General features: G+C 37.6%; 20 protein-coding genes and 1 other annotated feature. Of the genes, 8 read left to right on the forward strand and 12 right to left on the reverse strand.

What is annotated here, in order from left to right; all coding sequences use genetic code 11:
• Nucleotides 1–13: 13 nt before the first annotated feature.
• Entirely contained in the window at nt 14–814 is an 801-nt protein-coding gene (locus tag SPK86_RS03950; RefSeq protein WP_284139842.1) for an NAD kinase, read from the forward strand.
• A gap of 48 nt (nt 815–862) precedes the next feature.
• Here SPK86_RS03950 and SPK86_RS03955 read toward each other — a convergent pair whose 3' ends face one another.
• From SPK86_RS03955 to refZ, 5 genes are all read right to left on the reverse strand, one after another.
• A complete protein-coding gene (locus SPK86_RS03955; protein WP_284139843.1) occupies nt 863–1,057 on the reverse strand; it encodes an alpha/beta-type small acid-soluble spore protein in 195 nt (64 codons plus the stop codon).
• 113 nt (nt 1,058–1,170) lie between these two features.
• Nucleotides 1,171–2,373: a tRNA uracil 4-sulfurtransferase ThiI gene (gene thiI, locus SPK86_RS03960; protein ID WP_284139844.1), complete on the reverse strand. Its 1,203-nt coding sequence runs from the start codon at nt 2,371–2,373 to the stop codon at nt 1,171–1,173.
• Nucleotides 2,374–2,380: 7 nt separating this feature from the next.
• Nucleotides 2,381–3,523, reverse strand: a complete 1,143-nt coding sequence (locus tag SPK86_RS03965) for a cysteine desulfurase family protein (RefSeq protein WP_284139845.1) — start codon at nt 3,521–3,523, stop codon at nt 2,381–2,383.
• Nucleotides 3,524–3,772: 249 nt separating this feature from the next.
• A complete protein-coding gene (gene ezrA / locus SPK86_RS03970) occupies nt 3,773–5,470 on the reverse strand; it encodes a septation ring formation regulator EzrA (RefSeq protein WP_284139846.1) in 1,698 nt (565 codons plus the stop codon).
• A gap of 375 nt (nt 5,471–5,845) precedes the next feature.
• Nucleotides 5,846–6,469: a forespore capture DNA-binding protein RefZ gene (gene refZ / locus SPK86_RS03975; RefSeq protein ID WP_284139847.1), complete on the reverse strand. Its 624-nt coding sequence runs from the start codon at nt 6,467–6,469 to the stop codon at nt 5,846–5,848.
• 225 nt (nt 6,470–6,694) lie between these two features.
• Here refZ and SPK86_RS03980 point away from each other — a divergent pair, with 225 nt between their 5' ends.
• Both SPK86_RS03980 and rpsD read left to right on the forward strand, forming a co-directional pair.
• Nucleotides 6,695–7,186: a GAF domain-containing protein gene (locus tag SPK86_RS03980; RefSeq protein ID WP_284139848.1), complete on the forward strand. Its 492-nt coding sequence runs from the start codon at nt 6,695–6,697 to the stop codon at nt 7,184–7,186.
• A 301-nt stretch (nt 7,187–7,487) separates the two neighbouring features.
• Nucleotides 7,488–8,090: a 30S ribosomal protein S4 gene (gene rpsD, locus SPK86_RS03985; RefSeq protein WP_284139849.1), complete on the forward strand. Its 603-nt coding sequence runs from the start codon at nt 7,488–7,490 to the stop codon at nt 8,088–8,090.
• Nucleotides 8,091–8,311: 221 nt separating this feature from the next.
• Here rpsD and tyrS read toward each other — a convergent pair whose 3' ends face one another.
• Entirely contained in the window at nt 8,312–9,583 is a 1,272-nt protein-coding gene (gene tyrS / locus SPK86_RS03990; RefSeq protein WP_330948684.1) for a tyrosine--tRNA ligase, read from the reverse strand.
• An 86-nt stretch (nt 9,584–9,669) separates the two neighbouring features.
• Nucleotides 9,670–9,885, reverse strand: a binding site (T-box leader).
• A 114-nt stretch (nt 9,886–9,999) separates the two neighbouring features.
• Between tyrS and SPK86_RS03995 the strand changes: the two genes are divergently transcribed.
• The 4 genes from SPK86_RS03995 (at nt 10,000) to SPK86_RS04010 (ending at nt 15,707) form a co-directional block, all read left to right on the forward strand.
• Entirely contained in the window at nt 10,000–12,945 is a 2,946-nt protein-coding gene (locus SPK86_RS03995; protein ID WP_330948685.1) for a transglycosylase domain-containing protein, read from the forward strand.
• Between the two features lie 301 nt (nt 12,946–13,246).
• Nucleotides 13,247–13,900 (forward strand): N-acetyltransferase, encoded by a 654-nt coding sequence (locus tag SPK86_RS04000; protein WP_284139852.1) that lies wholly within the window; start codon nt 13,247–13,249, stop codon nt 13,898–13,900.
• The gene (locus tag SPK86_RS04005; RefSeq protein ID WP_284139853.1) at nt 13,900–14,547 is read left to right on the forward strand and encodes an acetoin utilization AcuB family protein; all 648 of its coding nucleotides are present in this window, start codon (nt 13,900–13,902) and stop codon (nt 14,545–14,547) included. The genes SPK86_RS04000 and SPK86_RS04005 overlap by 1 nt, the downstream gene beginning before the upstream one ends.
• Nucleotides 14,544–15,707, forward strand: coding sequence for an acetoin utilization protein AcuC (locus SPK86_RS04010; RefSeq protein ID WP_330948686.1), 1,164 nt, complete (start codon nt 14,544–14,546; stop codon nt 15,705–15,707). Before SPK86_RS04005 ends, SPK86_RS04010 begins: the two co-directional genes overlap by 4 nt.
• Nucleotides 15,708–15,759: 52 nt before the next feature.
• On the opposite strand, the gene motS is transcribed toward SPK86_RS04010, so the two are convergent.
• The 4 genes from motS to SPK86_RS04030 form a co-directional block, all read right to left on the reverse strand.
• Nucleotides 15,760–16,527: a flagellar motor protein MotS gene (gene motS / locus SPK86_RS04015; protein WP_284139855.1), complete on the reverse strand. Its 768-nt coding sequence runs from the start codon at nt 16,525–16,527 to the stop codon at nt 15,760–15,762.
• Nucleotides 16,517–17,338 (reverse strand): flagellar motor protein MotP, encoded by an 822-nt coding sequence (gene motP, locus SPK86_RS04020; protein ID WP_284139856.1) that lies wholly within the window; start codon nt 17,336–17,338, stop codon nt 16,517–16,519. The genes motS and motP overlap by 11 nt, the downstream gene beginning before the upstream one ends.
• Nucleotides 17,339–17,450: 112 nt before the next feature.
• On the reverse strand, nt 17,451–18,452 hold the full coding sequence (gene ccpA, locus SPK86_RS04025; RefSeq protein ID WP_330948687.1) for a catabolite control protein A: 1,002 nt from the start codon (nt 18,450–18,452) through the stop codon (nt 17,451–17,453).
• A 476-nt stretch (nt 18,453–18,928) separates the two neighbouring features.
• Complete coding sequence (locus tag SPK86_RS04030) at nt 18,929–20,005, reverse strand: bifunctional 3-deoxy-7-phosphoheptulonate synthase/chorismate mutase (protein ID WP_284139858.1); 1,077 nt, start codon at nt 20,003–20,005, stop codon at nt 18,929–18,931.
• 178 nt (nt 20,006–20,183) lie between these two features.
• On the opposite strand from SPK86_RS04030, the gene SPK86_RS04035 reads away from it, so the two are divergent.
• Entirely contained in the window at nt 20,184–22,310 is a 2,127-nt protein-coding gene (locus tag SPK86_RS04035; RefSeq protein WP_330948688.1) for a cell division protein FtsA, read from the forward strand.
• 52 nt (nt 22,311–22,362) lie between these two features.
• On the opposite strand, the gene SPK86_RS04040 is transcribed toward SPK86_RS04035, so the two are convergent.
• Nucleotides 22,363–22,779, reverse strand: coding sequence for a YtxH domain-containing protein (locus SPK86_RS04040; protein ID WP_284139860.1), 417 nt, complete (start codon nt 22,777–22,779; stop codon nt 22,363–22,365).
• 20 nt (nt 22,780–22,799) lie between these two features.
• Complete coding sequence (locus SPK86_RS04045) at nt 22,800–23,207, reverse strand: DUF948 domain-containing protein (RefSeq protein WP_284139861.1); 408 nt, start codon at nt 23,205–23,207, stop codon at nt 22,800–22,802.
• Between the last annotated feature and the right edge of the window lie 97 nt (nt 23,208–23,304).

The following is a 23,304-nucleotide window of genomic DNA, read 5'->3' on the forward strand; positions in this document are numbered from 1 at the left end:
AGGCCTGTTGATTATGACAAACCGAAAAAATCTTTACTTTTATTATCAGCACAATCCAGAAATTGATCGTAAACTTAATACCTTAATGGAAGTCGCAATGAAGAATGGATTCTCTATTGTAGAAAAACCAAGCGAGGCAAACATCATCATTAGCATTGGAGGAGATGGTTCTTTCTTACAGGCAGTGCGTAAAACTGGCTTTAGACAAGACTGTCTATATTTAGGAATCACGCAAAAAAATGAATCCGGATTATATTGTGATTTTAATTTAGATCAATTCGATGATATGTTACTTACAATGCAAAATGCACCATTAGAGGTGAGACGTTTCCCAGTAATTGATGTAAATGTAAATGATGAAATGACGTTTTCCTGTTTAAATGAATTGAGTATTCGCTCCGCAATTATTAAAACAATTGTCATGGATGTACATATTGATGACATGCATTTTGAAACCTTTCGTGGGGATGGGCTTATCGTTGCAACCCCTACCGGAAGTACTGCATATAACAAATCTATACACGGGGCAGTAATTGATCCTAAGATTCCTTGTTTTCAAGTATCCGAGCTTGCTTCATTGAATAATAATCGTTATCGGACGCTTGGCTCATCTTTTGTCTTAGGTAAAGAGAGAAAACTGGAGCTGACCGTTACTCAAGATGGAAATGACTATCCAATTATTGGTTTAGATAATGAAGCGTATTCTGTCCGTAACATCAAAAACATTATCGTTACACTGAGTGATAAAGTGATAAAAACAGTGAAGCTAAAAAATAATTCGTATTGGGACAGAGTAAAGCGTACATTTTTATAGGCTGCAAAAAAGGACTATCCCTTATGGAATAGTCCTTTGCCATCATTATTATTTACCTTGGTTTAATTGCTGTTGTGCAGTTTGCACGAGACGTTTCGTAATTTCTCCACCTACTGAACCATTCGCACGAGAAACTGTATTTGCTCCTAGTTGCACGCCGAACTCAGAAGCAATTTCATATTTCATTTGCTCTAATGCCTGTTCTACACCAGGCACGACCAATTGATTTGAATTATTAGCCATATCTCTTCACCTCCCTAGTACACTTATCGTGTGTCAAAGAAAGAAGAAACATGCGCTAATTCGAAAGGTAAGTGTTGTCAGTATACGTTAATTTTGCATTTTCTGAAGTTCTGTTAAAACAGCTCGGAAAATAGATGTTGCTCTTGCTTTTTACTTGTAATTTTAATTGTTTCAATACCATCAATTGTTTCCTGAAGCAATTCCTCATAATCCAGCTTTTCTTCAAAATAGGCTGCACGCTCTCGTTTCGGTTTTGTCTTTGGTGATTTTGGAACGAATATTGTGCAACAATCTTCATACGGACGAATCGATATTTCAAACGTATCTATTTTCTTTGAAATTTGGATAATTTCATCTTTATCCATCGTAATGAGCGGACGAAGAATAGGATAGTTTGTCACCTCATTTATCGTATTCATGCTATTCATGGTCTGGCTGGCAACCTGGCCTAGATTTTCCCCTGTTGTTAATGAAAGGATGTCCTCTTTTTTACATACCTGCTCTGCTATTCGCATCATCATTCGACGCATGATTGTCATCGCATAGCCATCTGGTGTATCCTTGAAGATCTTTTGCTGTAGTTTTGTAAAAGGAACCATATGGATCTTAATGGACGGGCCGAATGACGTGAGCTTTTCAGCTAAATCGATTACCTTTTGCTTTGCTCGGTCACTTGTAAATGGTGGAGAGTGAAAATGAATCGCCTCCAACTCTACGCCACGTTTCATTGCCAAATATCCTGCTACCGGACTATCGATTCCACCAGATAAAAGCAATAATGTCTTTCCTGAAGTACCAACAGGCAATCCACCAGGTCCATGAACAGTACTTGAAGAAATATAAGTTGCCTCAGCTCTAATTTCTACTTTAATTTGTAAATCTGGATGATGAACATCAACTGTTACATCATCGGTATGCACTAACAGATGCCGCCCCAGCACTTGATTCATTTCCTGAGAACGAATTGGGAATCCTTTATTAATCCGTTTAACCGATACTTTGAAGGTTTCAATATTCTTCCCTTGCTTTAAGGCATATAGTGCACCTTCTTTTATCGCCTCTACATCATTATCTACCTTTATGGCCAAGCTAAGACTATGAATACCAAAAATTGTTTTACATCGTTCCATGATTGGAAAGGGGTCTTGTCCATTTAAAAGAATAAACATTCTTCCTTGGGTTCGTTTTACTTTTATCCCTGAAAAATCCTTTAATTTCTGTTGAATATTTTCTTGTAGCTTTACGAGAAACTTTTTTTGATTTTTTCCTTTTAATGCTATTTCACCATAGCGAATTAATATATGATCATATTCCATTTTTAATCTACCTCATTACATCTTTAAGTTGATAAATAGCTGTTTCTATTGCGCGAAGAAAAGCATTTACTTCGTCTATTGTGGTGTCATAGGACATACTAACACGTAACGCTGACCGACTAAGTACTTCACTTAATCCTGCCGCTTCTAATATTCTACTTCCATTCATCCGTTTTGATGAGCAAGCAGACTTTGTTGAGATAAAAATGTCCTTTTCTCCTAAGGCGTGAATAATAACCTCTGGTTTAAAACCAGGCACTGAAAAATTCATGATATGTGGGGCCGCTCCATTTTGAGGAGTATTTATTCTAACAGTATGAAGCTTATCTAGTCCACAGCGAAGCGCTTGTCCTAATGCTTGAAGCTTATCACTATCGCTCATTTCTCTTTCTTTTATAAGGCGCATTGCCTTTACGAGCGAAATTATACCTGGCAAATTCTCTGTCCCTGCTCGTTTTCCATTTTCTTGCTGCCCTCCATGAAATAACGGAAATAGCTTTATCCCATCTCGAACATAAAGCAATCCTGTTCCTTTCATGCCATGAAGTTTATGCCCTGATATCGTACATAAGTCGATACCCCAATTCTGTATTTGTAATGGTACCTTTCCAAATCCTTGCACAGCATCAACATGAAAAAACAACTTCGGATAACGCCTCGCAATAGATCCAATCGCTTCTATCGGTTGAATCGTCCCTGTTTCATTATTGACATGCATAATACTGATTAAAATCGTATCCTCTCTTATCGAAGCTTCTACATCATTGATTGATACTTTACCGTCTTGGTTAACTGGGAGATATGTTATTTCAAATCCGAGCTCTTCCAAGCTCTGACATGCCTCATAGACAGATGGATGCTCCACCTCAGATATTATAATATGCTTTCCTCTTTGTCGATACTGTAAAGCAATTCCTTTAATCGCAAGGTTATTCCCCTCTGTTCCACCAGACGTAAAAATCACTTCACTCTGTTGTACATCAAGTAATTCTGCTGCTTGCCCTTTTGCAGCTATTAGTAATTGCTCTGCCTCTCCACCTAATTGATGAATAGAAGAAGGATTAGGAAAGAATCGCTCGGAAACGTGATGAAAGCTCTTCACTACTTCTGGATGTGGCTTTGTTGTTGCACTATTATCTAAATATATCATGATTAATACGCCTTCTTCCCCTTCAAAAAAATCAAACGAGTCGTAACACTCGATTTATTATTATAATGCATATACTACTCCCATATTTTATGCTTTCTTGTCTTTTCATGCAAACACAACAGAAGGCTGAACTCCAGGTTGGATTTTTTAGGTTCATCCCCCCTATCGTCAGCCTTTATATGCTTTTCTATATCCATCCATTATCGTAAACGCTTGTTGCACCATGACTAGTTTCCATCATTTAATTCGTTACCCATTAATCGCCATTTGTTGCTCTTCAATACGCTTTAACGCACCTGGTTCAATTTCTTCAATTGCTTTCGCAGCTTGTTCTAATGCAAGCTCATACTCATAAGCACGAAATAATCGTTCAGATTCCGCAAGCTTCGCGGCTAGCAGTGGATATTTACTACGATAGCGATTCGCATATTGAATTACTTGCTCTGTCAAATAAGCTTGATCCAGTAACAAATCAGTCTGTTCACCCATATAGTCTATTGCAGCTTGGGATTCCGTTAACGCTTGTTGCACCTCCGCCATATCTAATGGCTGCTTTTCTAATGCTTTTAGCACCCGATTATTTTTGTCAGAGGCTTCATCCATCATATTCCATATAAAGCTTGGAACTCCAGGAATATTACTCTTGTTTAACTTTCGTTGCGTAACTTGGATTTGTTCACGTATAAGCTTTAATTGACTTTTAGCTTCTAGTTCGTCTTTACGCAAATTGTGAATCATCTCTTTAAAGCCTGTGTGCTTATTCTCAATTTTCTCAAGTTGTTCATACCCGGACTCAAGCTGAATGCGAATCTCCGAGTGAGCCGTATGCTCTGTCTCATTTGCTTCTTTTAATTCTTCAAGCTGATTTTTTAACGTTGAAATTGTCTTATCAAGCGATAAGTATTTTTCCATATCTTGATCTGTGAAGAAATATGTTTGCTTTAAATGCTCTACTTCTAAACGCGTTTCTTCAAACGTCGCACTTATTTCTGTAAGCGCATTTTGATAGCTTGGCAGCTGAGTTTCGATATAGCTTTTAGCAATTGCTTCCTTTTCTAATAACTGATACATTTCTTTTATTCGGTCATCAAGCTCATCAATAATAGACTTCGACTCTTCTGTTTCACCTTTTTCTAGAGCCTTTACGCAATCAATTAACCGTTCCTGATATTGCTTAATTTCTTTCTCAAACCCTAAATGCTCGATACGATAGCCTGACTCCTTCATTTCCTTCATCCCTGTGTAAAGATCATCTAGCTGTGCAGGCAACTCTTGCTTACATGCTTTGTATAGTTGCGGAAATTCATGGATTTCTTGCTCTAGTGTATGTAGTCGATCACTTAAGTGTTTAACAATTTCCTTCGCCTCTATGTAGTTCCCGGCTTTTACCGTTTCATCATATGCTTGAAGTTGCTCATCTAGCTCATCTAATTCGACTTCAAAACGAATTTCTGCTTTACCGTATTGATAACGATTTTGGGAAATTGTTTTACGAAGATCGCGAATCGCTGGCTGTATTTGTTCAATTTCTAATCTACTCGTTTTTTCAGATTCAAGCAGTTCATCTAGTTCATTTAATATCCGTTCGATATCTGCTTCAATCGCTGTCATAATTTGATCAATCTTGCGAAGCGTTTTCTTTGCTGTCGGAAACCGATAGCGATCAGCCGCCTCTTCTGCATCAAACAAATACTCTTCAATATCTGGCAACTCTTTTGTTACGATAGCATCCCAACGTTCTTTCCACGTTTCAAATCTATCTTGCGTTTCCCCTGATAAGGTTAATTTCTTAATCTTAGCTAGCTCAGAAGCAATATTCCGATTCATAATATCCATCTTCCAGCTTTCCTGTCGATCAACCTCATCATAAACACGTTTTCGCAGTATAAGACCGATGATAATTAGTACGATAATTGCTAGTATGATTCCTATAATATAAGCTGCCATATAAAGCCTCCTCACCGAAATCCTTAATAAGAGGATTTTCAACCGTTCCTTATTCTCCATCTTCCTTTTATGTATGTTGATGGAGGGATTGTAATTATTCTTATGATACCATGTAAGTCCCTTTTTTGGCTAAAAAAAAACAAATAAATTCACATTTTGACATTTTCTTTTTTTTCGTCCAAAAATGCAATTTATTAAACAGGAACTCCTGTTCCCAGCTCGTTTACTATGTTTAAAACAACGACCTAATGGTTGATTAATTCGCTCTACCGCAATTTGTGAGAGCATTCTCCATCTTTTTCTCAATGCCACCAGACTAAAGTCGATTCCATCGTCTTAGAATGAATATAAATTTCTTGAAGCTAACGCTCTTCGTTATTTATAGCTTAGTTCTTCTGTAGCAACAACAAAATCAAGCCAATTATGAATTGTTTTTGCATACTGTGTAGCAAAGAGCTCGTGCGAATAATCGCCAATCACTTGATTTTTAAGCTCACTGTGCATGATATACGGCGTACTAAGCATGCCCTTTAACTGCATTAACAAAAACTGTCGATCCATAACAGTATGTCGCGCATTTTCAATTGCCTTAAAAAACGCATCCGCTATATAATGGTTTTCCTTTGCCAAATAAGTTACAACCATTTCTCTAGCAAAAACAGAGTCGAAAGAGAGCTCACGATGAATAAAACACGAAAATTGAAAATTATTCTGCTTATACTGTATAATAGTCGAAATTAATTTCTTCAAGTAATCAAGTGGAGGAGCATGATCCATCATATGCATACTTTCCTCCAACTGTAGTAAATAGGCTTCATAATATTCGGTTACGGTAGCCTCCAACAAGCCTTGTTTACCTTGAAAATAATAGCTAACAGAGGATACATTAACAGATGCTTTGTTAGCAATATCACGTACAGAAGTGTTATGAAATCCTTTCTGATAAAATAACGCTGTTGCAACACGCATAATTTTTAATTTTGTTGAATTCGATTCCATTTATAGCAGTCCTTTCTGCTTTAAAGTATTGTTAATTTAACGCAACAGTACTTTATAGTAAATTGTAGCACCAAAATGAAATAATTGATAAATATACCTTCTATTATTCCTTTTACGACAAGGATAAAAAAATCCCTGCATTTTTTTATCGACAAATCCCTACAGCATGTCGAAGGAAAGAACAGATTACTTAACCAAATTAACATAATGAGAGGAAGATGTCGGATGTTTCAAGTATCATCATACACCGGAAACAAAGCAAAAGATTATGATCTTGTCATTAATCAATTAAAGGCATTAACTGAAGGAGAACACGATGAAATTGCTAATCTAGCGAATGCAGCAGCATTATTAAATCAGTTTTTAGAGGAAATTAATTGGGTTGGCTTTTATTTATGGAAAGAGGAAGAATTAGTCCTTGGTCCTTTTCAAGGACTACCAGCATGTATTCGTATTCCTTCCGGAAAAGGAGTATGTGGTACTGCCCTTTCTACACAAACTACAATGCGAGTCGCAAATGTGGATGAATTCCCAGGGCATATCGCATGTGACAGTGCAAGTAAATCAGAAATTGTCATTCCGATGTATATCCATGATTCTATTTATGGTGTGCTTGATATTGATAGCCCCATTATAAATCGATTCGATGAAATCGATCAAACCTATTTAGAGAAATTTGTTCTTGTTTTATGTAATGCGCTTGAAAAACAAAAGTAATATATAAAGATCAAATCGTTTCATATTCTATTGAAGAATTACATTCTATCTTAAATTCTAAAAAATCCGTTAGCATTTGTTGACTTCTGGTAGATAAAATTATATACTATTCTTTGTGTAAAATAATTAAGTAGCCTTAGTGAACCGCCGCTTGGTTCCCATTTTGTTCCTCGTATGAGAAGAGGTGTATCGCGTAACTCTTAGCTGCTGGAGCGATGGTACATGAAAACAAAATGGACAACGGAAAGGGACACGGTCGCGTTATTTTATGCAAAATAACATATAAAGGAGGAAATGTCCTATGGCACGTTATACTGGACCGATTTGGAAAAAATCACGTCGTCTTGGCATTTCATTAACTGGAACTGGGAAAGAGCTTGATAAGCGCCCTTACGCTCCTGGTCAACACGGAGCAAACCAACGTAGAAAGATCTCTGAATATGGCTTGCAACAACAAGAGAAGCAAAAGCTTCGCTTCATGTACGGATTGAACGAGCGTCAATTCCGCAACCTATTCAACAAAGCTGGTAAAATGAAAGGTGTTCATGGTGAAAACTTCATGGTACTATTGGAATCTCGCCTTGATAACCTTGTTTACCGTATGGGGCTTGCACGTACACGCAGACAAGCTCGTCAATTAGTTAACCATGGTCACATCACTGTTGATGGATCTCGCGTAGATATCCCATCATACCAAATGAAGCCTGGTCAAACAATTGGCCTTCGTGAAAAAGCGAAAAACCTTGATATCATTAAAGAAGCTGTTGAAATTAACAACTTCGTACCAGAATACGTTTCATTTAACGCTGATAGCTTAGAAGGAACATTCACTCGTCTTCCTGAGCGTTCTGAGCTTCCAGCAGAAATCAACGAAGCACTTATCGTTGAATTCTACTCACGTTAATAATTTTTATAAACCCCTCTTAATCCTACACACTCGGATTAAGAGGGGTTTTTCTGTTTAAAAGAAGCGGCTACCTATCAGGTGATACAAAAAATACTTCACTTCTTCATAATTCGTTTTAATAGCTCTATGCAAATGTTTTCTATGAATTGAAAAACCTCGTAATGCTTGCACATTACGAGATTCCAAAACAACGCTTATTTATTTTTCACAAATATAGTTTACTGAAATCGAATTAGGAAATACTTTTTCTTTCCTCTTCGAATAATGATAAAGGTATCTTCTATTCGATCTGCTTTATCTAGTGTGTATGCAACATCCTGTTGTCTTTCACCATTAATGTAAATCGCACCATTTGAAATATCCTCTCTTGCTTGGCGCTTGGAGGGTGAGATTGATGCTTGCACAAGCAAATCTACTAAGCCAATAGCTTCTTTCTCCATTTCAAATGTTGGCACATCCTTAAAGCCTTGTTTAATTTCATCTACAGATAACTGCTTTAAATCACCACTAAATAGGGATTCCGTAATCCGTTGTGCTTGCATTAAAGCTGCTTCTCCATGTACTGTCTTTGTCATTTCCTCTGCAAGACGTTTTTGCGCAACACGATTTTCTGGTCTGTTTTTCACTTCTTCCTCTAGCTCTGAAAGGACTTCATCAGAAAGGAACGTAAAATAGCGCAAAAATTTAAGGACATCACGATCATCTGTATTCACCCAAAACTGATAAAACTCATACGGACTCGTTTTTTCAGGATCCAGCCAAATGGCACCTCCAGCTGTTTTCCCAAATTTCGTTCCATCCGCTTTTGTAATAAGTGGAACTGTAAGTCCGAACACCTTTACTTCTTCGTCAAGGTTTTCTCTGGAGCGTCGAATCAATTCCATTCCAGCCGTAATGTTTCCCCATTGGTCACTTCCACCAACTTGTAATGTACAGCCTTCTTCTTCATAAAGCTTTAAATAGTCAAGTGACTGTAAAAGCATGTAGCTAAACTCTGTATAAGAGATCCCCTGCTCAATTCGTGCAGAAACGGATTCTTTTGCAAGCATGTAGTTAATGCTAAAAAATTTACCCGCATCACGTAAAAAGTCAATCACTGTCATTTTCGTTAACCAATCATGATTATTCCTGGCAACGACCGGATTTTCTCCCTTATCAAATTCAACTAGTTTAGCAATTTGTTCTTTAATTTTATTCGCATAGCCTTCCACTACCTCCGCGGTATTTAATGAACGCTCGGAATTGCGACCACTTGGATCGCCAATCATTCCCGTACCACCACCAACAAGGGCAATTGGACGATGGCCTGCTTTTTGAAATCGTTTAAGTATCGTGATTGGCAATAAATGACCAATGTGTAAACTATCTGCTGTTGGGTCAAATCCACAATAAAGCGTCACTTGATTCTCATTTAAATGCTTTCGAAGTCCATCCATATCTGTTGCTTGATTAATTAAGCCACGCTTTTCTAAATCCTGTAAAATATCCATTCTTTACTCTCCTTTAAAATAGAATTTCATCCTTTTTCTTGATCGGATTTGTGAAACGAAGAAATCAAAAAAAGCCCTTCCCTATAAAAAGGGACGAGCTTCTACACGCGGTACCACCCTTGTTGCAATTTAATTGCCACTTTGGTATTGATAACGATGCAAAACACCGTCTTTTCATGTCCTATGACATGAAAAGAAGCTCCAGATTGTAATTCGTTAGCAAATATATATCGACTTCCACCAACCGTCGACTCTCTTGGATAGGGATTTGCATCACTACTGCGATCTTTCTCAGCTATTGAATATAAAGTATAATATATTCTTACCACATCTCCATATAAAAAGCAATTTTTTTCTATACCTTCTCCACTTAACCGTATGGTATAATAAATATTGGAATTTTAGGAGGTTTTATAGTGGATTTCAAAAAATGGAGTAAACAAGCTTACCATAAAATAATATCACTTTGGCGTACTGGGAAACTCCAACGCTCATCGAGAATTACCTATGATGTTGTTTGGAATGTTATTCTCTTCTTCCTCATCATCGGATTTATTGGTGGTTTTTTTGGTCTTGGCCTAGGTGCAGGCTACTTTGCTGCACTCGTGAAGGATGAACCTATCCGTAGCTATGAAAGCATGGAAAAAGACATATACAATTACGAAGAAACGTCCAAGCTATATTTTGCTAATAACGTCTATATTGCAGACATTAGCTCAGATCTACATAGAGAAGAGACATCATTGGAAAATGTGGCGCCAATATTAATCGATGCCGTAATCGCTACAGAAGACGAATATTTTAACGAACATAAAGGAGTCGTTCCAAAAGCGATTGTTCGTGCAATCATTCAAGAAGTACTTAATATGGACATGAAATCTGGTGGAAGCACGCTCACGCAGCAGCTGATTAAAAATCAAATCTTAACAAATGAAGTTTCATTTGAACGTAAAGCAAAGGAAATTCTTCTTGCCTTACGATTAGAACAATTCTTTGAAAAGGATCAAATTCTGGAAGCCTATTTAAATATTGTTCCATATGGAAGAGATGCATCAGGTCGTAACATTGCAGGTATCCAAACCGCTGCACAAGGTATATTCGGTGTTAATGCTAAAGAACTGAATTTACCACAAGCGGCCTTTCTTGCAGGAATGCCACAAAGCCCGTATCAATATACACCGTTTAAAAATAGCGGCGGTCTAAAAGATAAAAAAGGATTGGAATATGGAATAAACCGAATGAAAATCGTTTTAAAACGAATGTATGAAGAAGGGTTTATTGCCTCTGAAAAAGAATATAAAGATGCTTTAGCTTATGATATTACAGCTGATTTTACGAAGCAGGTGAAAAAGTCCAGCGATAAATATCAATATGTTATTGATGAACTGGAGCTTCGCGCTGAACCAATTATAAAAACATATCTTGCAAAACAAGATGGTCATACAGAAGAAGACCTTAAAAAAGATAAAGAATTAAATGAGAAATACGATATTTTAGCAAGACGAAGCTTGAAAATGGATGGATATCGAGTTCATTCTACGATCGATAAAAAGATATTTGATGTTTTTCAAGATGTGGCCAAAAACTATAAACATTACGGACCGGATCGTACCATTCAAGAAAAAAATGGAGAAACTGGTAAGATTGAAACGGTGAAAGACCCTGTGCAAGCTGGTGCAATGCTGATAGAAAATAATACGGGAAGAATCATTAGCTTCGTTGGTGGTCGAGGGTATTCGACAGAAAAAAGGCTTGGCCAAGTGAATTTTGCTACCCGTACAATGCGACAAACTGGAAGTACTATTAAGCCGGTGCTAGACTATGCACCAGCTATGGAAATGGGAGTTGTTCAACCTGGAACACCTATTGCGGATATTGATACAAAATTAATTCCTGTGCCTGGTTATCCGTATGGGAAGCCTGGAAACTATGGGGAAGGCTTTCATGGTATCGTTTCTGCGCGTACTGCTTTAGAAAAATCGTATAATATTCCAGCTGCTCGAACATATTCCAAAATACTTCATGCTGATCCCGTTGGAACGTATTTAGAGAAAATGGGAGTTTCAACTTTAACGGCAGAGGATCATGAAAATATCTCGATGTCTTTAGGTTCAGGCGATATTAGTGTAGAAGAAAACACGAACATGTATACAACCTTTGGAAACGGGGGTAAATTTGTTGACGGGTACATGATTGAAAAAATTACGACAAAAGATGGAAAGGTCATTTATGAACATAAGCCAGAACCCCTCAAAGTGCTTTCACCACAAACGAATTATTTAACAATTGATATGATGCGTGATGTCATTAATTCAGGAACTGCTGCTTCTTTACGCTCATACTTAAAATATGGTGGAGTTGATTGGGCAGGAAAAACAGGAACAACAAACGATTATAAAGATGCTTGGTTTGTTGCAACTAATCCAAATATTACGATGGGCGCATGGATTGGTTATGATTCCAATGAGAGCTTGAAATATTGCCCTGGATGCACCTATAGTTATAGTCAGCGTAATATAAAGCTTTGGGCAGAGCTTATCAATGCTGCTACCAAAGTTAACCCTGAACTACTTGCACCAAAAGAACGATTTAGCCGACCAAGTGGAGTCGTGTCGCGGAGCTATTGTGGTATATCTGGTCTATTACCATCCGAGCTCTGTCAAGAAGCTGGACTAGTAAAAACAGATTTATTTAATGCAAAGTATGTTCCAAAGAAAAGAGATGACAGCTTAATTAGAGGCTCTTTCGTTAAGGTGAATGGTAAATCGGTAGTAGCAGGACCAAATACTCCAAAGGAGTTTGTTAATGGAGACGGATTAACCTTTAATCCAGCATGGTTAAAACGAGAAGGTTATGATAAGTTAAGTGACTTGTCCGTGCTTTTCCCAAGATCAGACCGGGAGAAATGGGAAAAGATTGGATTACCAAAAGGTGATTTAGGCGGCAAAGTGAAAGACGACGGAAAAGCTCCAGCAGCTCCTAGCTCGCTAGGAAAATCCGGCAATAAACTAGCGTGGAAAAAATCGTCGAGTAAGGATGTTGTTGGATATCGTGTGTATAGAAAAACAAAACCCGATGGAAACTACTCTCTGATCGGTAGCACAACCGACACGAGCTTATCAATATCTAGTAATCCAGCACTCTATCAAGTAAAGGCTGTCGATTACTTTGGACTTGAATCCAATGCATCTAAAGAGTTAATGATTGGAAAGTTTCCTGATCCTGATAAAGAAAAACCAGAAAAACCTAAACCAGATGATCCAAAAAAGGATGAAGACAAAGACAATGGTAATGAAAAGGATCCAGGCAATGGAGAAGAAGGTTCACCACCAACAGATCCCGGGTCAGGAGATAATAATTAAATAACGATTACATTTTGAAGAGGGGACCCCCCTCTTCTTTTTATGAAAAAATAGTTCTACGTTCATTTAAATAGTTTTTCAAAATATTCATAGTAATTACTAAAAAAACATCTCGTTATCCTGTATAATAAAAAATGAAACATCAATCGGTTGTTTTTCATCTCCACCCGATTGTTACATGAAAAATTTCTGATGTTTCTATCCCCATAACCCCCTCTCTTTCTTCGCTTACTTAGCGAGAGTGGGGTTTATTACAAGGTGATAAAAGCATAGGCGGATTATTTTAATAGGTGGTGACATAGTGAAGCATAAGAAGGCATATCATTCTATCACACGCTATACAGAAAATGAACCAATAATATTAGAGGGTCCACTCTCCTCTAAAGAGTTAGCAAGCTATCAGTTCCATGGACAACTAACTGCGTTTCGTCCACCAGACAAACAGTTCGAGGCAATTAAACAGATTGCTGATTTTCCTGAAGGACGTATTATTATTGCTCGATGCAAGGATGTTATTATTGGGTATGTTACTTACCTTCACCCAGACCCACTTGAACGCTGGTCAACATACAAGATGGATGATTTAATCGTGCTTGGAGCGATAGAAGTAGTACCGGAATTCCGTGGGTATAAAATCGCTTCTGGACTATTAGAGGTTTCAATGATGGACGATTTCATGGAAAATTATATCGTTATATCCACTGAATACTATTGGCATTGGGATTTAGAAGGGACAAAGCTAAGTATCTGGAATTATCGTAAGATCATGGAAAAAATGATGGCTGCAGGCGGCTTAAAACCAGCACCAACGGACGATCCAGAAATTATCTCGCACCCAGCAAACTGCCTAATGGTACGAATCGGAAAAAATGTACCCGCTGCTTCTATAAAGAAATTCGATGAGCTGCGATTTTTACAGCGGAAGAAATACCGTAGCATGAGAGGAGGATTTTAATGCTTGTAGAAGAAATTATGAAAACAGACGTCGTTACCTTACCACCGAATGCCCCAATTAAGGAAGCGCTTCATCTATTACAAACGCATCGCATTCGTCATATTCCTATTGTCAATACGAAGAAACAGGTAATTGGTATTGTTTCTGATCGAGATGTTCGTGATGCAAGCCCATCCATTTTTGATACAACCTCAGATAATTCGGCGCTAAGCAATGAAATTCAAACGATTATGAGTAAGCCTGTAGTGACTGTACATCCACTTGACCTTGTTGAAGAAATCGCAAGTATTTTTTATGACGAAGAATTTGCCTCGCTTCCTGTCGTTCAGAACAATCAATTGGTCGGGATAGTTACGGAGAAGGATATGCTGTACACATTGATTCAACTAACTGGAACGCATGTTCAAAGCTCTCATATCGAAGTAAAAGTGCCACATCGCCCAGGAATCCTTCCTGAGGTTACTGCGATTTTTGGAAAACGAAAAACGAATATTGTTTCTGTTTTAATTTATCCATATAAAGATGATCCGAACTTTAAGATTTTAGTTTTCCGTATCCAAACGATGAATCCACTTCCGGTTATTCAAGATTTAAAGAAAGCTGGCTATGAATTAATGTGGCCAAACAACGTGGAGGATAATGTATGAGCGGTAATGCTTCCTTCGTTTATTCGGATGCACTCTTGAACTATCATTTTCATTCGGATCATCCTTTTAATCAAAAAAGAGTACAAATGACAAAAGAGCTGCTAGAAGCAGCACATCAATTAGATCAAACTGACATCATTCCACTGCGAAAAGCAACCGAACAGGAGCTTGCCCTTTTTCATGATCCGCAGTTTATTGAGGCGGTTAAGCAAGCAAGTAATGGAGAGCTTTCAGAAACCACAGCAGCTAAGTATGGTTTAGGAACAGAGGATACTCCAATTTTTGAGAACATGCATGAAGCTTCCTCCCTATTAGTTGGTGGTACGCTAACAGCAGTTGACGCTGTATTAGAAAAACGTTCCACACATTCACTTCATCTTGGTGGTGGCTTACATCATGGATTCAAGCAAAAAGCTTCTGGTTTTTGTATTTATAATGACGGTGCTGTAGCTATAAAATACATCCGTCAGCACTATAACTTAAAAGTACTGTATGTTGATACAGATGCGCATCACGGTGATGGCGTCCAGTGGGCGTTTTATGATGATCCAAATGTATGCACATTTTCTATCCACGAAACAGGCAGATATCTTTTTCCTGGCACTGGAAATGTTAATGAGCGTGGAATTAAAGCAGGACATGGATATTCCTTTAATATACCGATCGATGCTTTTACGCAGGACGAATCTTTTTTACACGTTTATGAATCCGCTTTCAGAGAAATTACAGCATTTTTTCAACCAGATATTATTATTACGCAAAATGGAGCCGATGCTCATTTTCACGATCCGCTTACGCATTTAAGTGCATCGATGCAAATATATGAACGAATTCCACAGCTTGCACATGAACTAGCACATACTTATTGTGAAGGTAGATGGGTTGCATTAGGTGGCGGTGGCTATGATATATGGAGAGTAGTTCCACGTGCATGGGCACAAGTATGGAATGTAATGCGCTATGGTGTACCTAAATCAGGTTCATTACCCCTTTCTTGGTTAAAGAAATGGCAAAAATCAGCACCAGTGACGTTACCACGAACCTGGCAGGATCAAAGTGATACACTACCAAATATTCCACGTAAAGCTGATATTCAGGAAAAAAACGACAAGATGCTACAAGTTGCGTTAAAGTATACAAAAGGAAGAACAAAAACTTAATTACTTAAGAAAAAAGGCTCGTCCCTTAAATAAAGGACAGCCTTTTGTTTACTTATTCCTGCTCCATAATGATAATTTCCACACGCCGGTTTTTACTCCAATTGGCTGGCGAATCATTTGGTGCAATTGGTCTTGTATCTGCATAACCAACCGTAGAAAACCGTGATTGATCAAATTGATTTTCTTTAATCAAAAACCGTACAACACTACTAGCTCTAGCCCCCGATAATTCCCAGTTGGAAGGATAGCGATAATTAGAAATCGGTCGATTATCCGTATGACCTTCTACCTTCACGTGATTTGGAATCTTTTCCAAAAGTGACCCGACCTTATTCAAAAATGGCTTTCCAGAAGCAAGAATATCTGCTTCTCCTGAATCAAAAAGGACACTTTCCTGTAGAACAAGAACAACACCACGATCCGTCCGATTAGCTGTTATTACATTATGTAGTCCATTTTCATCAAGGTATGCTTCCACATCGCTCATTAAAGTATTTAAGGAATCCTCTTTGTTCTTTTCTTCCTCCGTCTGATCTTTCTTCCCTTCATCCGGTGTATCAAACTCATTGGATTGCTTACCACTTTCCTGTTGACTTGGGCTTTGCGTAGGGTTCTCCATTGGAACTGGAGATGGATTAAAATCAAATATCATTCGATTTCGGAATGATTCTGATACAGCTTCAAATTTCACTACATCAATTTGTGACATCGAGAAGAGCAATATGAAAAAAACGAGAATCAGTGTAACCATATCGGAATACGTTACCATCCATTTCGGTGCACCGAGCTTTTTGCTTTTTCGAATTTCTCTACGCTTCATGGAAGCTCTCCCTCGCGATAGAAGCTTGTGCATCGTCTTCTTCCTCTAATGATGCATCACTTGAAAGAAATGCGCTCAGCTTTTCTTCCAATATTCGCGGATTCTGCCCTGATTGTACACCAATAACGCCTTCTATAATAACTTGCTTTAAGAATACTTCTTCTTCTGTTTTATTTTCTAGCTTACTTGCCATTGGAATAAATACCAAGTTGGCAAGTACGGTTCCATACAGTGTTGTTAATAAGGCAACCGCCATGCTAGGACCTAAAGTTGAAGGGTCTTGAAGCGTATTTAGCATTAGTACGAGCCCAACTAATGTACCAATCATTCCCCAAGCAGGCGCATACTCTCCACATTTTTCGATAATCAGTCTTCCGCGATAATGCCGATCCTCTATCGCCGTTATTTCTGCACTCATTATGTCATGAATGACATCAGGCTCGATTCCATCTACTGTTAATAATATTCCTTTTCGAATAAATGGATCTTCTACTTCATCTAATTCATTCTCCAAGGCTAAAATACCTTCTCTTCTTGCCCGCTCCGACAATCTGATAAACAAGCGGATGAGCTCTGGTAGTTTCTGATCATGTTTACGAAAAGCCTCTTTAAGTACTTTGTTCGTCATCTTAATGTGTTCCATTTTAAAATTGATGAGTAACGAAGCAATAAGCCCTCCAATTACAATGAATATGGATGAAATATCAAAAAACGATGTTGCATTACTGCCACCTTTTGAAATGATAGCAAGCATAATCATAACAAAGCCTAATGTAATGCCGATTGGAGTTAATAAATCGCGTTTTCTCATATATTCTTCTCCCCAAACCATGTTGATTATTACCGAAACAACTAGAAAAGCATGTCCATCTTATAAAAATACTAGAAGGTTATATCTCGTGTTCTTACTTTATATATCGACATTATTTATCTTTTGTTGAGTTTCTTTCTACAATTCGATGTGGTAGTACGACATTTTTTTCTTCTACTTGTTCTTTATTCATATATTTAGTTAATAGGCGCATCGCTACTGCCCCAATATCATACATTGGTTGTACTATTGTTGATAATGTTGGACGAACCATTGTAGCTAATCTTGTATTATCAAAGCCAAATACTTCAAGATCATCTGGAATAGAATATCCCAAATCTTGTGCACCATGAATAACACCAAGCGCCATCTCATCCGACGCTACAAACACTGCATCAGGCTTCTCTTCTAGTTGAAGTAGTTTTTCAATCGACTTCATTCCAGAATCATACGTATAATCACCATGAATGATATATGCGTCATTTAATATCATTGCTGTTTCTTTAAAAGCACGTTTATATCCTTCGTACTTTAACTGATTAATGATTGTATCTTCTTCTCCTGAGATAAACGCGATTCGCTTATTCCCTTTGTCAATTAAAAACTTAGTCGCTTCAAAGGCTGCTGCCTCATAATCAATATTAACTGACGGAATTTTTCCAGAGCCATCATAGGTTGCTGCTAATACTACTGGAACGGAAGCAGTTGAAAACTGTTTAATGTGCTCTTCAGAAATATTTCCACCCATAAACAATATTCCATCCACTTGCTTTTCGAGCATGGTATTAATGAGCTGTAACTCTTTATCCATGTTTTGATCCGAATTACTTAAGATAATATTATATTTATACATCGTAGCTATATCTTCTATTCCTCTTGCTAACTCTGCAAAGAAGATGCTCGAAATATCGGGGATAATAGCTCCAACTGTTGTCGTTTTTTTACTTGCTAGTCCCCGCGCAACCGCATTTGGACGATATCCTAATTGTTCAATTGTTGCTAACACTTTTTTTCTTGTGGCAGGTTTCACATTTGGATTGCCGTTTACAACGCGTGAAACCGTCGCCATTGATACATTGGCTTCTCTGGCAACATCATATATTGTTATTGTCATTTGTAATTCCTCCTACTGCTATTTACTAATTTCGTTAAGGCTTGATTATTACTACATTAAATATTTCAAACGTATCCTCACTTTTGTTATTATCATACTCCAGGATGAGAAAAATTACAAAGAGTATGTGAAATTAAATACGAATAAACCATTATCTAGCATAGATGACTACAATTATGTCTCTTAATAAGATAAAAGCAAAAAAGATGATTTAAAACAAGCGTATTTAAATTAAAATCCAAAAAATTTCATGACAGTTTGAAAATGGGTTCGATTTCCTCGGGCACGGCCTCACCTAACTCGGAAAAGAAAGTCTGCTTTTCCGAGTAGATTTTCGGCTCGTGCTATTCCCGAAGGAAATCTCACCCATTTCAAATGCTCGATTTATTTCATTTAATTAAATGTAAGTTATTGTCGTCCATATTTCGTTCGGTAATTTTAGATGAAAAATTGTTTTGTCCCAGACTCTTTCCAATTCACTTAATTTGATTTTGAAGCTTCGTTATTTCATCCATGAAATGATGAAACATTGGAATATCCATTTGTTGCGCCGAATCCGATAATGCAACGGCTGGATCTGGGTGCACCTCTGCCATAATACCATCTGCACCGATAGCAAGTGCCGCTTTTGCCGTTGGCAATAATAAGTCTCTTCTACCAGTTGAATGGGTAACATCCACCATAACAGGCAGATGTGTCTCTTTCTTTAATATTGGAACGGCTGAAATGTCTAGTGTATTTCTTGTCGCTTTTTCATATGTTCGAATGCCACGCTCACATAAAATAATATTGCCATTTCCTCTAGAAATAATATATTCCGCAGCATTAATAAACTCTGCTATTGTCGCTGATAGTCCACGCTTAAGCAGAACAGGCTTATCTACATCACCTGCTGCCTTTAACAATTCAAAGTTCTGCATATTTCTTGCACCAATTTGAATAATATCTACATAGTCAAGGGCTTTTTCAATATGCGCTGGATTAACAATTTCACTTACAACAGCAAGATCGTATTTATCAGCTACCTTCTTCAAGATTTCTAATCCCTCTAAGCCAAGTCCTTGAAAGTCATATGGTGAAGTACGTGGTTTAAAAGCACCACCGCGCAAGAATTTAATTCCTCTTTGCTTTACTGCAGCTGCAACTTTTTCAACTTGTTCATACGTTTCCACTGAACAAGGACCGATGACATATTGTACTGCTCCATTTCCAATTGACGTATCCTGGACTTGAATGATCGTATCTTCTGGCTTCTTCTTTCGAGAAACAAGCAATGCTTTACGATGATCATCCTCTTGCAGCTCCAAGCTAGCTTTAAAAATTTCCTTAAATATATGTTCAATCGTTGAACTTTCAAAAGGCCCTTCATTCTGTTCTACAATTTTGTTTAGCATTTCCCGTTCTCGCACCGGATCGAACCGTTTCATACTTTGTTTATTTTTAATCGCACCTATTTCTTGGACAAGCTTCGCGCGTTGATTGATCAATTGTAATAATTTCAAATTTACTTCATCCAATTCAGCGCGTAATTGATCCATCTTCAAATTACTCATTGAAATCCTCCCCCTAACGTTTTTTCTCGAGTCAAAATAATAATTAGAGACAATTATAGCTAAAAATTTTTCCTTTGTCATTAATAAGTTTATAATTAAGTCGATATTAATACTGAACGGTTTTGCTAGAAAAATAGAAGCATATTTTCTAGATTACTTGCGAAAGGAATTAATCTAAATGAACGATTTAATTTTTGCACTAGATATCGGTACACGTTCTGTTACAGGAATTATTCTTAAAAAAAGTGAAGATACATTTGAACTTATTGATTATCATATGGTTGAACACAAAGTAAGGTCCATGCAAGATGGTCAAATTCACGATGTCGTTAAGGTAGCCGAAGTAATAATAGAAGTAAAAGCACACCTTGAAAAAAAACATGGTCCACTGCTAAAGGTATGTGTAGCAGCAGCTGGTAGAGCTTTAAAAACAATAGAAGCAACAGCCTCCATGGAGCTACATCAACAACCAATTTCCAATATGGAAACCATTAAACATTTAGAGTTAAGTGCTGTGCATACAGCACAATTAGAGCTTATTGCACAAGAGAACCACGTTAAGTCCCTTGATTATTACTGTGTCGGCTATTCTGTACTTCAATTTAAATTGGATGGCGATCAAATTGGTTCCCTATTAGAACAAGCTGGTGAAGAAGCAAAAGTAGAGATCATCGCTACCTTTTTACCTAAGGTTGTCGTAGAATCTTTAATTGCTGCACTTTCTCGGGCAAACCTAGAAATGGAAGCACTCACATTAGAACCGATTGCAGCGATAGATGTGTTAATTCCAAGCTCTATGCGCAGGCTCAATGTTGCACTCGTTGACATTGGCGCAGGCACGAGTGATATCGCTTTAACTGATAAAGGAACGATTGTTGCATATGGAATGGTGCCTGTAGCTGGTGATGAAATTACCGAAGCGGTTAGTGATGAATATTTACTTGATTTTCCGAAAGCAGAAAAAACAAAGCGAAATATCGTTGAAAATGGAAAAGATGTCGTTGCTGATATTTTAGGATTCGAAACTACCATTACATATAATGAACTTGTTTCCCAAATTAGTCCAAGTATCGAGAAGCTCGCTGACGCAATCGCGGAAGAAATATACCGCTTGAATAATCGTTCTCCTAAGGCTGTAATGCTTGTTGGTGGGGGAAGTTTAACACCCGAACTAACGAAAGTGCTTGCAACGAAGCTACAATTACCAGCAAATCGAGTTGCGGTAAGAGGAATAGATGCCATTGAACAGCTCGAGCAAACTGACCTGCTTCCTACTGGTCCAGATTATGTAACACCAATTGGAATCGCAATTGCAGCAACTCAAAATCCTGTACATTATGTTTCCGTAAGAGTTAATGGTAAAACAATTCGCATGTTTGAGATGAAGCAACTTACCGTAGGAGATGCCTGTGTTCAAGCGGGATTAGAGATAAGAAAATATTACGGTCGACCAGGTATGGCAGCGATGATTCAGCTAAATGGAAAAGAAATAACCCTTCCAGGGGGATATGGAAACCCACCACAACTTACGTTGAACGGTGTTCCAGTAACAGTTGATGATAGAATTCATAATGGTGATATTTTACAAGTAGAAAAAGGCGCAGATGGGACTGCTTCCATTATTACAGTAGAAGAGCTTATTGGGGAGATGCCTACAATTACAGTAAACTTTGAGGAACAAGAATACACTGTAGATCCACAAATTTATATCAATAGGCAACAAGCTTCTAAGCATGCTTACATTAAAGATAAAGATCGTATTGATTTAAAGCAGCCGAAAACAATACGAGATTTCCTCCAGTTTATAAAACGTGACACTTTGTTAGCGGACAAACAATTTGAAATTATCGTTAATTATAAAAATCTAGCATTAGAAGCTGGTGAAACAACGTTCTTTGTGAATGGAAAGGCTACTTCAATAGAGCATCCATTAAAGCATCGTGACCTCCTAGAAGTCACTTATGCAAAAGAACCGACAGTGCATGACCTTTTAAAGCAGCTTGATAAAAATTACTGGACGACTATTTCTATTACGTTCAATGATCAGCCTGTAACATTAAAACAAAAACAGCTTGTTGTTACAAGAAATGGAGTAGAATTAGATGAACAAGAAACATTACATCCTAACGATGAAATCTCCATCACAGAGAAAAAAAACGTATCCTTCATCTTTCAAGATGTATTCCGTTTTGTGGATATTGATTTGGCAACTATTACAGGAAACTTTAAGTTATACAAAAATAAAAACGTGTCCAGCTTTGACGATCCTATTCAAACGGGTGACCGTCTTTCCATCAAATCATAAAGTGGGTCTAAAAAAACTTCTTTCCATTTAAAGATGGAAAGAAGTCTTTTTTTTACTTTTCTTTTTCTAGTTCATCCGCTGCCTTTTCCATTTGTTCTGCTACGTCATTCGCTGCTTCTAAAGCTTCATCTTCTTTTTTTCTTTTTTCTTGGAGCTTCGTTTGCACCGTATTGGTCAGATCCTGTGTTTTTTGTGAAACAGTCTTCGTTAATTCAGAAGTTGATTGTACTGCCTTATCTTTCCATTCATTTCCTTTCACCAACGCTTTTTCCTTCCAATCGATTCCTTTCACTTGTGCGTTATCCTTCCATTCATAAGCACGTTCTTTTACCTTTAATGCACCTTCATTAATATCTTCTCTAAGCTCTTTTCCTGCTTTTGGTGCAAGCATTAATGCTAAACCAGCTCCAACTGCTGCTCCCAGTATCGTACCAATTAAAAAATCTTTACTATTCACATTATCACTCATGTAAATTCCTCCCCTAATATCTATTTAGATTTGCTTTTCTTCCATAGATCGACCATTGCCGCTCCCCATTTCACAGCCTGGGATGCTTGGTCTTTATTTCGGTAAGCATTCTCCGTAATACTAGTTGAAAGCTGACGAAGTGAACTATTAAAGTCCTTTATCGTTTCTCCAATACCCTTTGCTCCATCAAAGATACCATCTAGCTTCGATGTTTTTTGATTAACATCCTCTGCTAATTGATTTGTCTTCTTTAATAGTTCGGTTGTTTCAGAAGTTATTCCTTCCATTTGCTTTTCTAAACCTTCTAACGTATTAGCGACATTGTTTAAGGTGCGTTGTGTTGCTTTCAAAGTGATTGCCAAATAAATAACCAGAACGGCAAAAGCAACAGCCGCAATGATTGCAGAAATGTATAAAAGACTTTCCATATAAGATAACAGCTCCTTCTCTATTCTATTTATTGCTATGTGGAAAGTATAGCTTGCTCACATGTAAATCCCAAAGTTAACGATTCTTTTTATTATT

Source organism: Virgibacillus sp. MG-45 (genome assembly GCF_036409425.1).
GTDB lineage: Bacteria > Bacillota > Bacilli > Bacillales > Amphibacillaceae > LDC-1.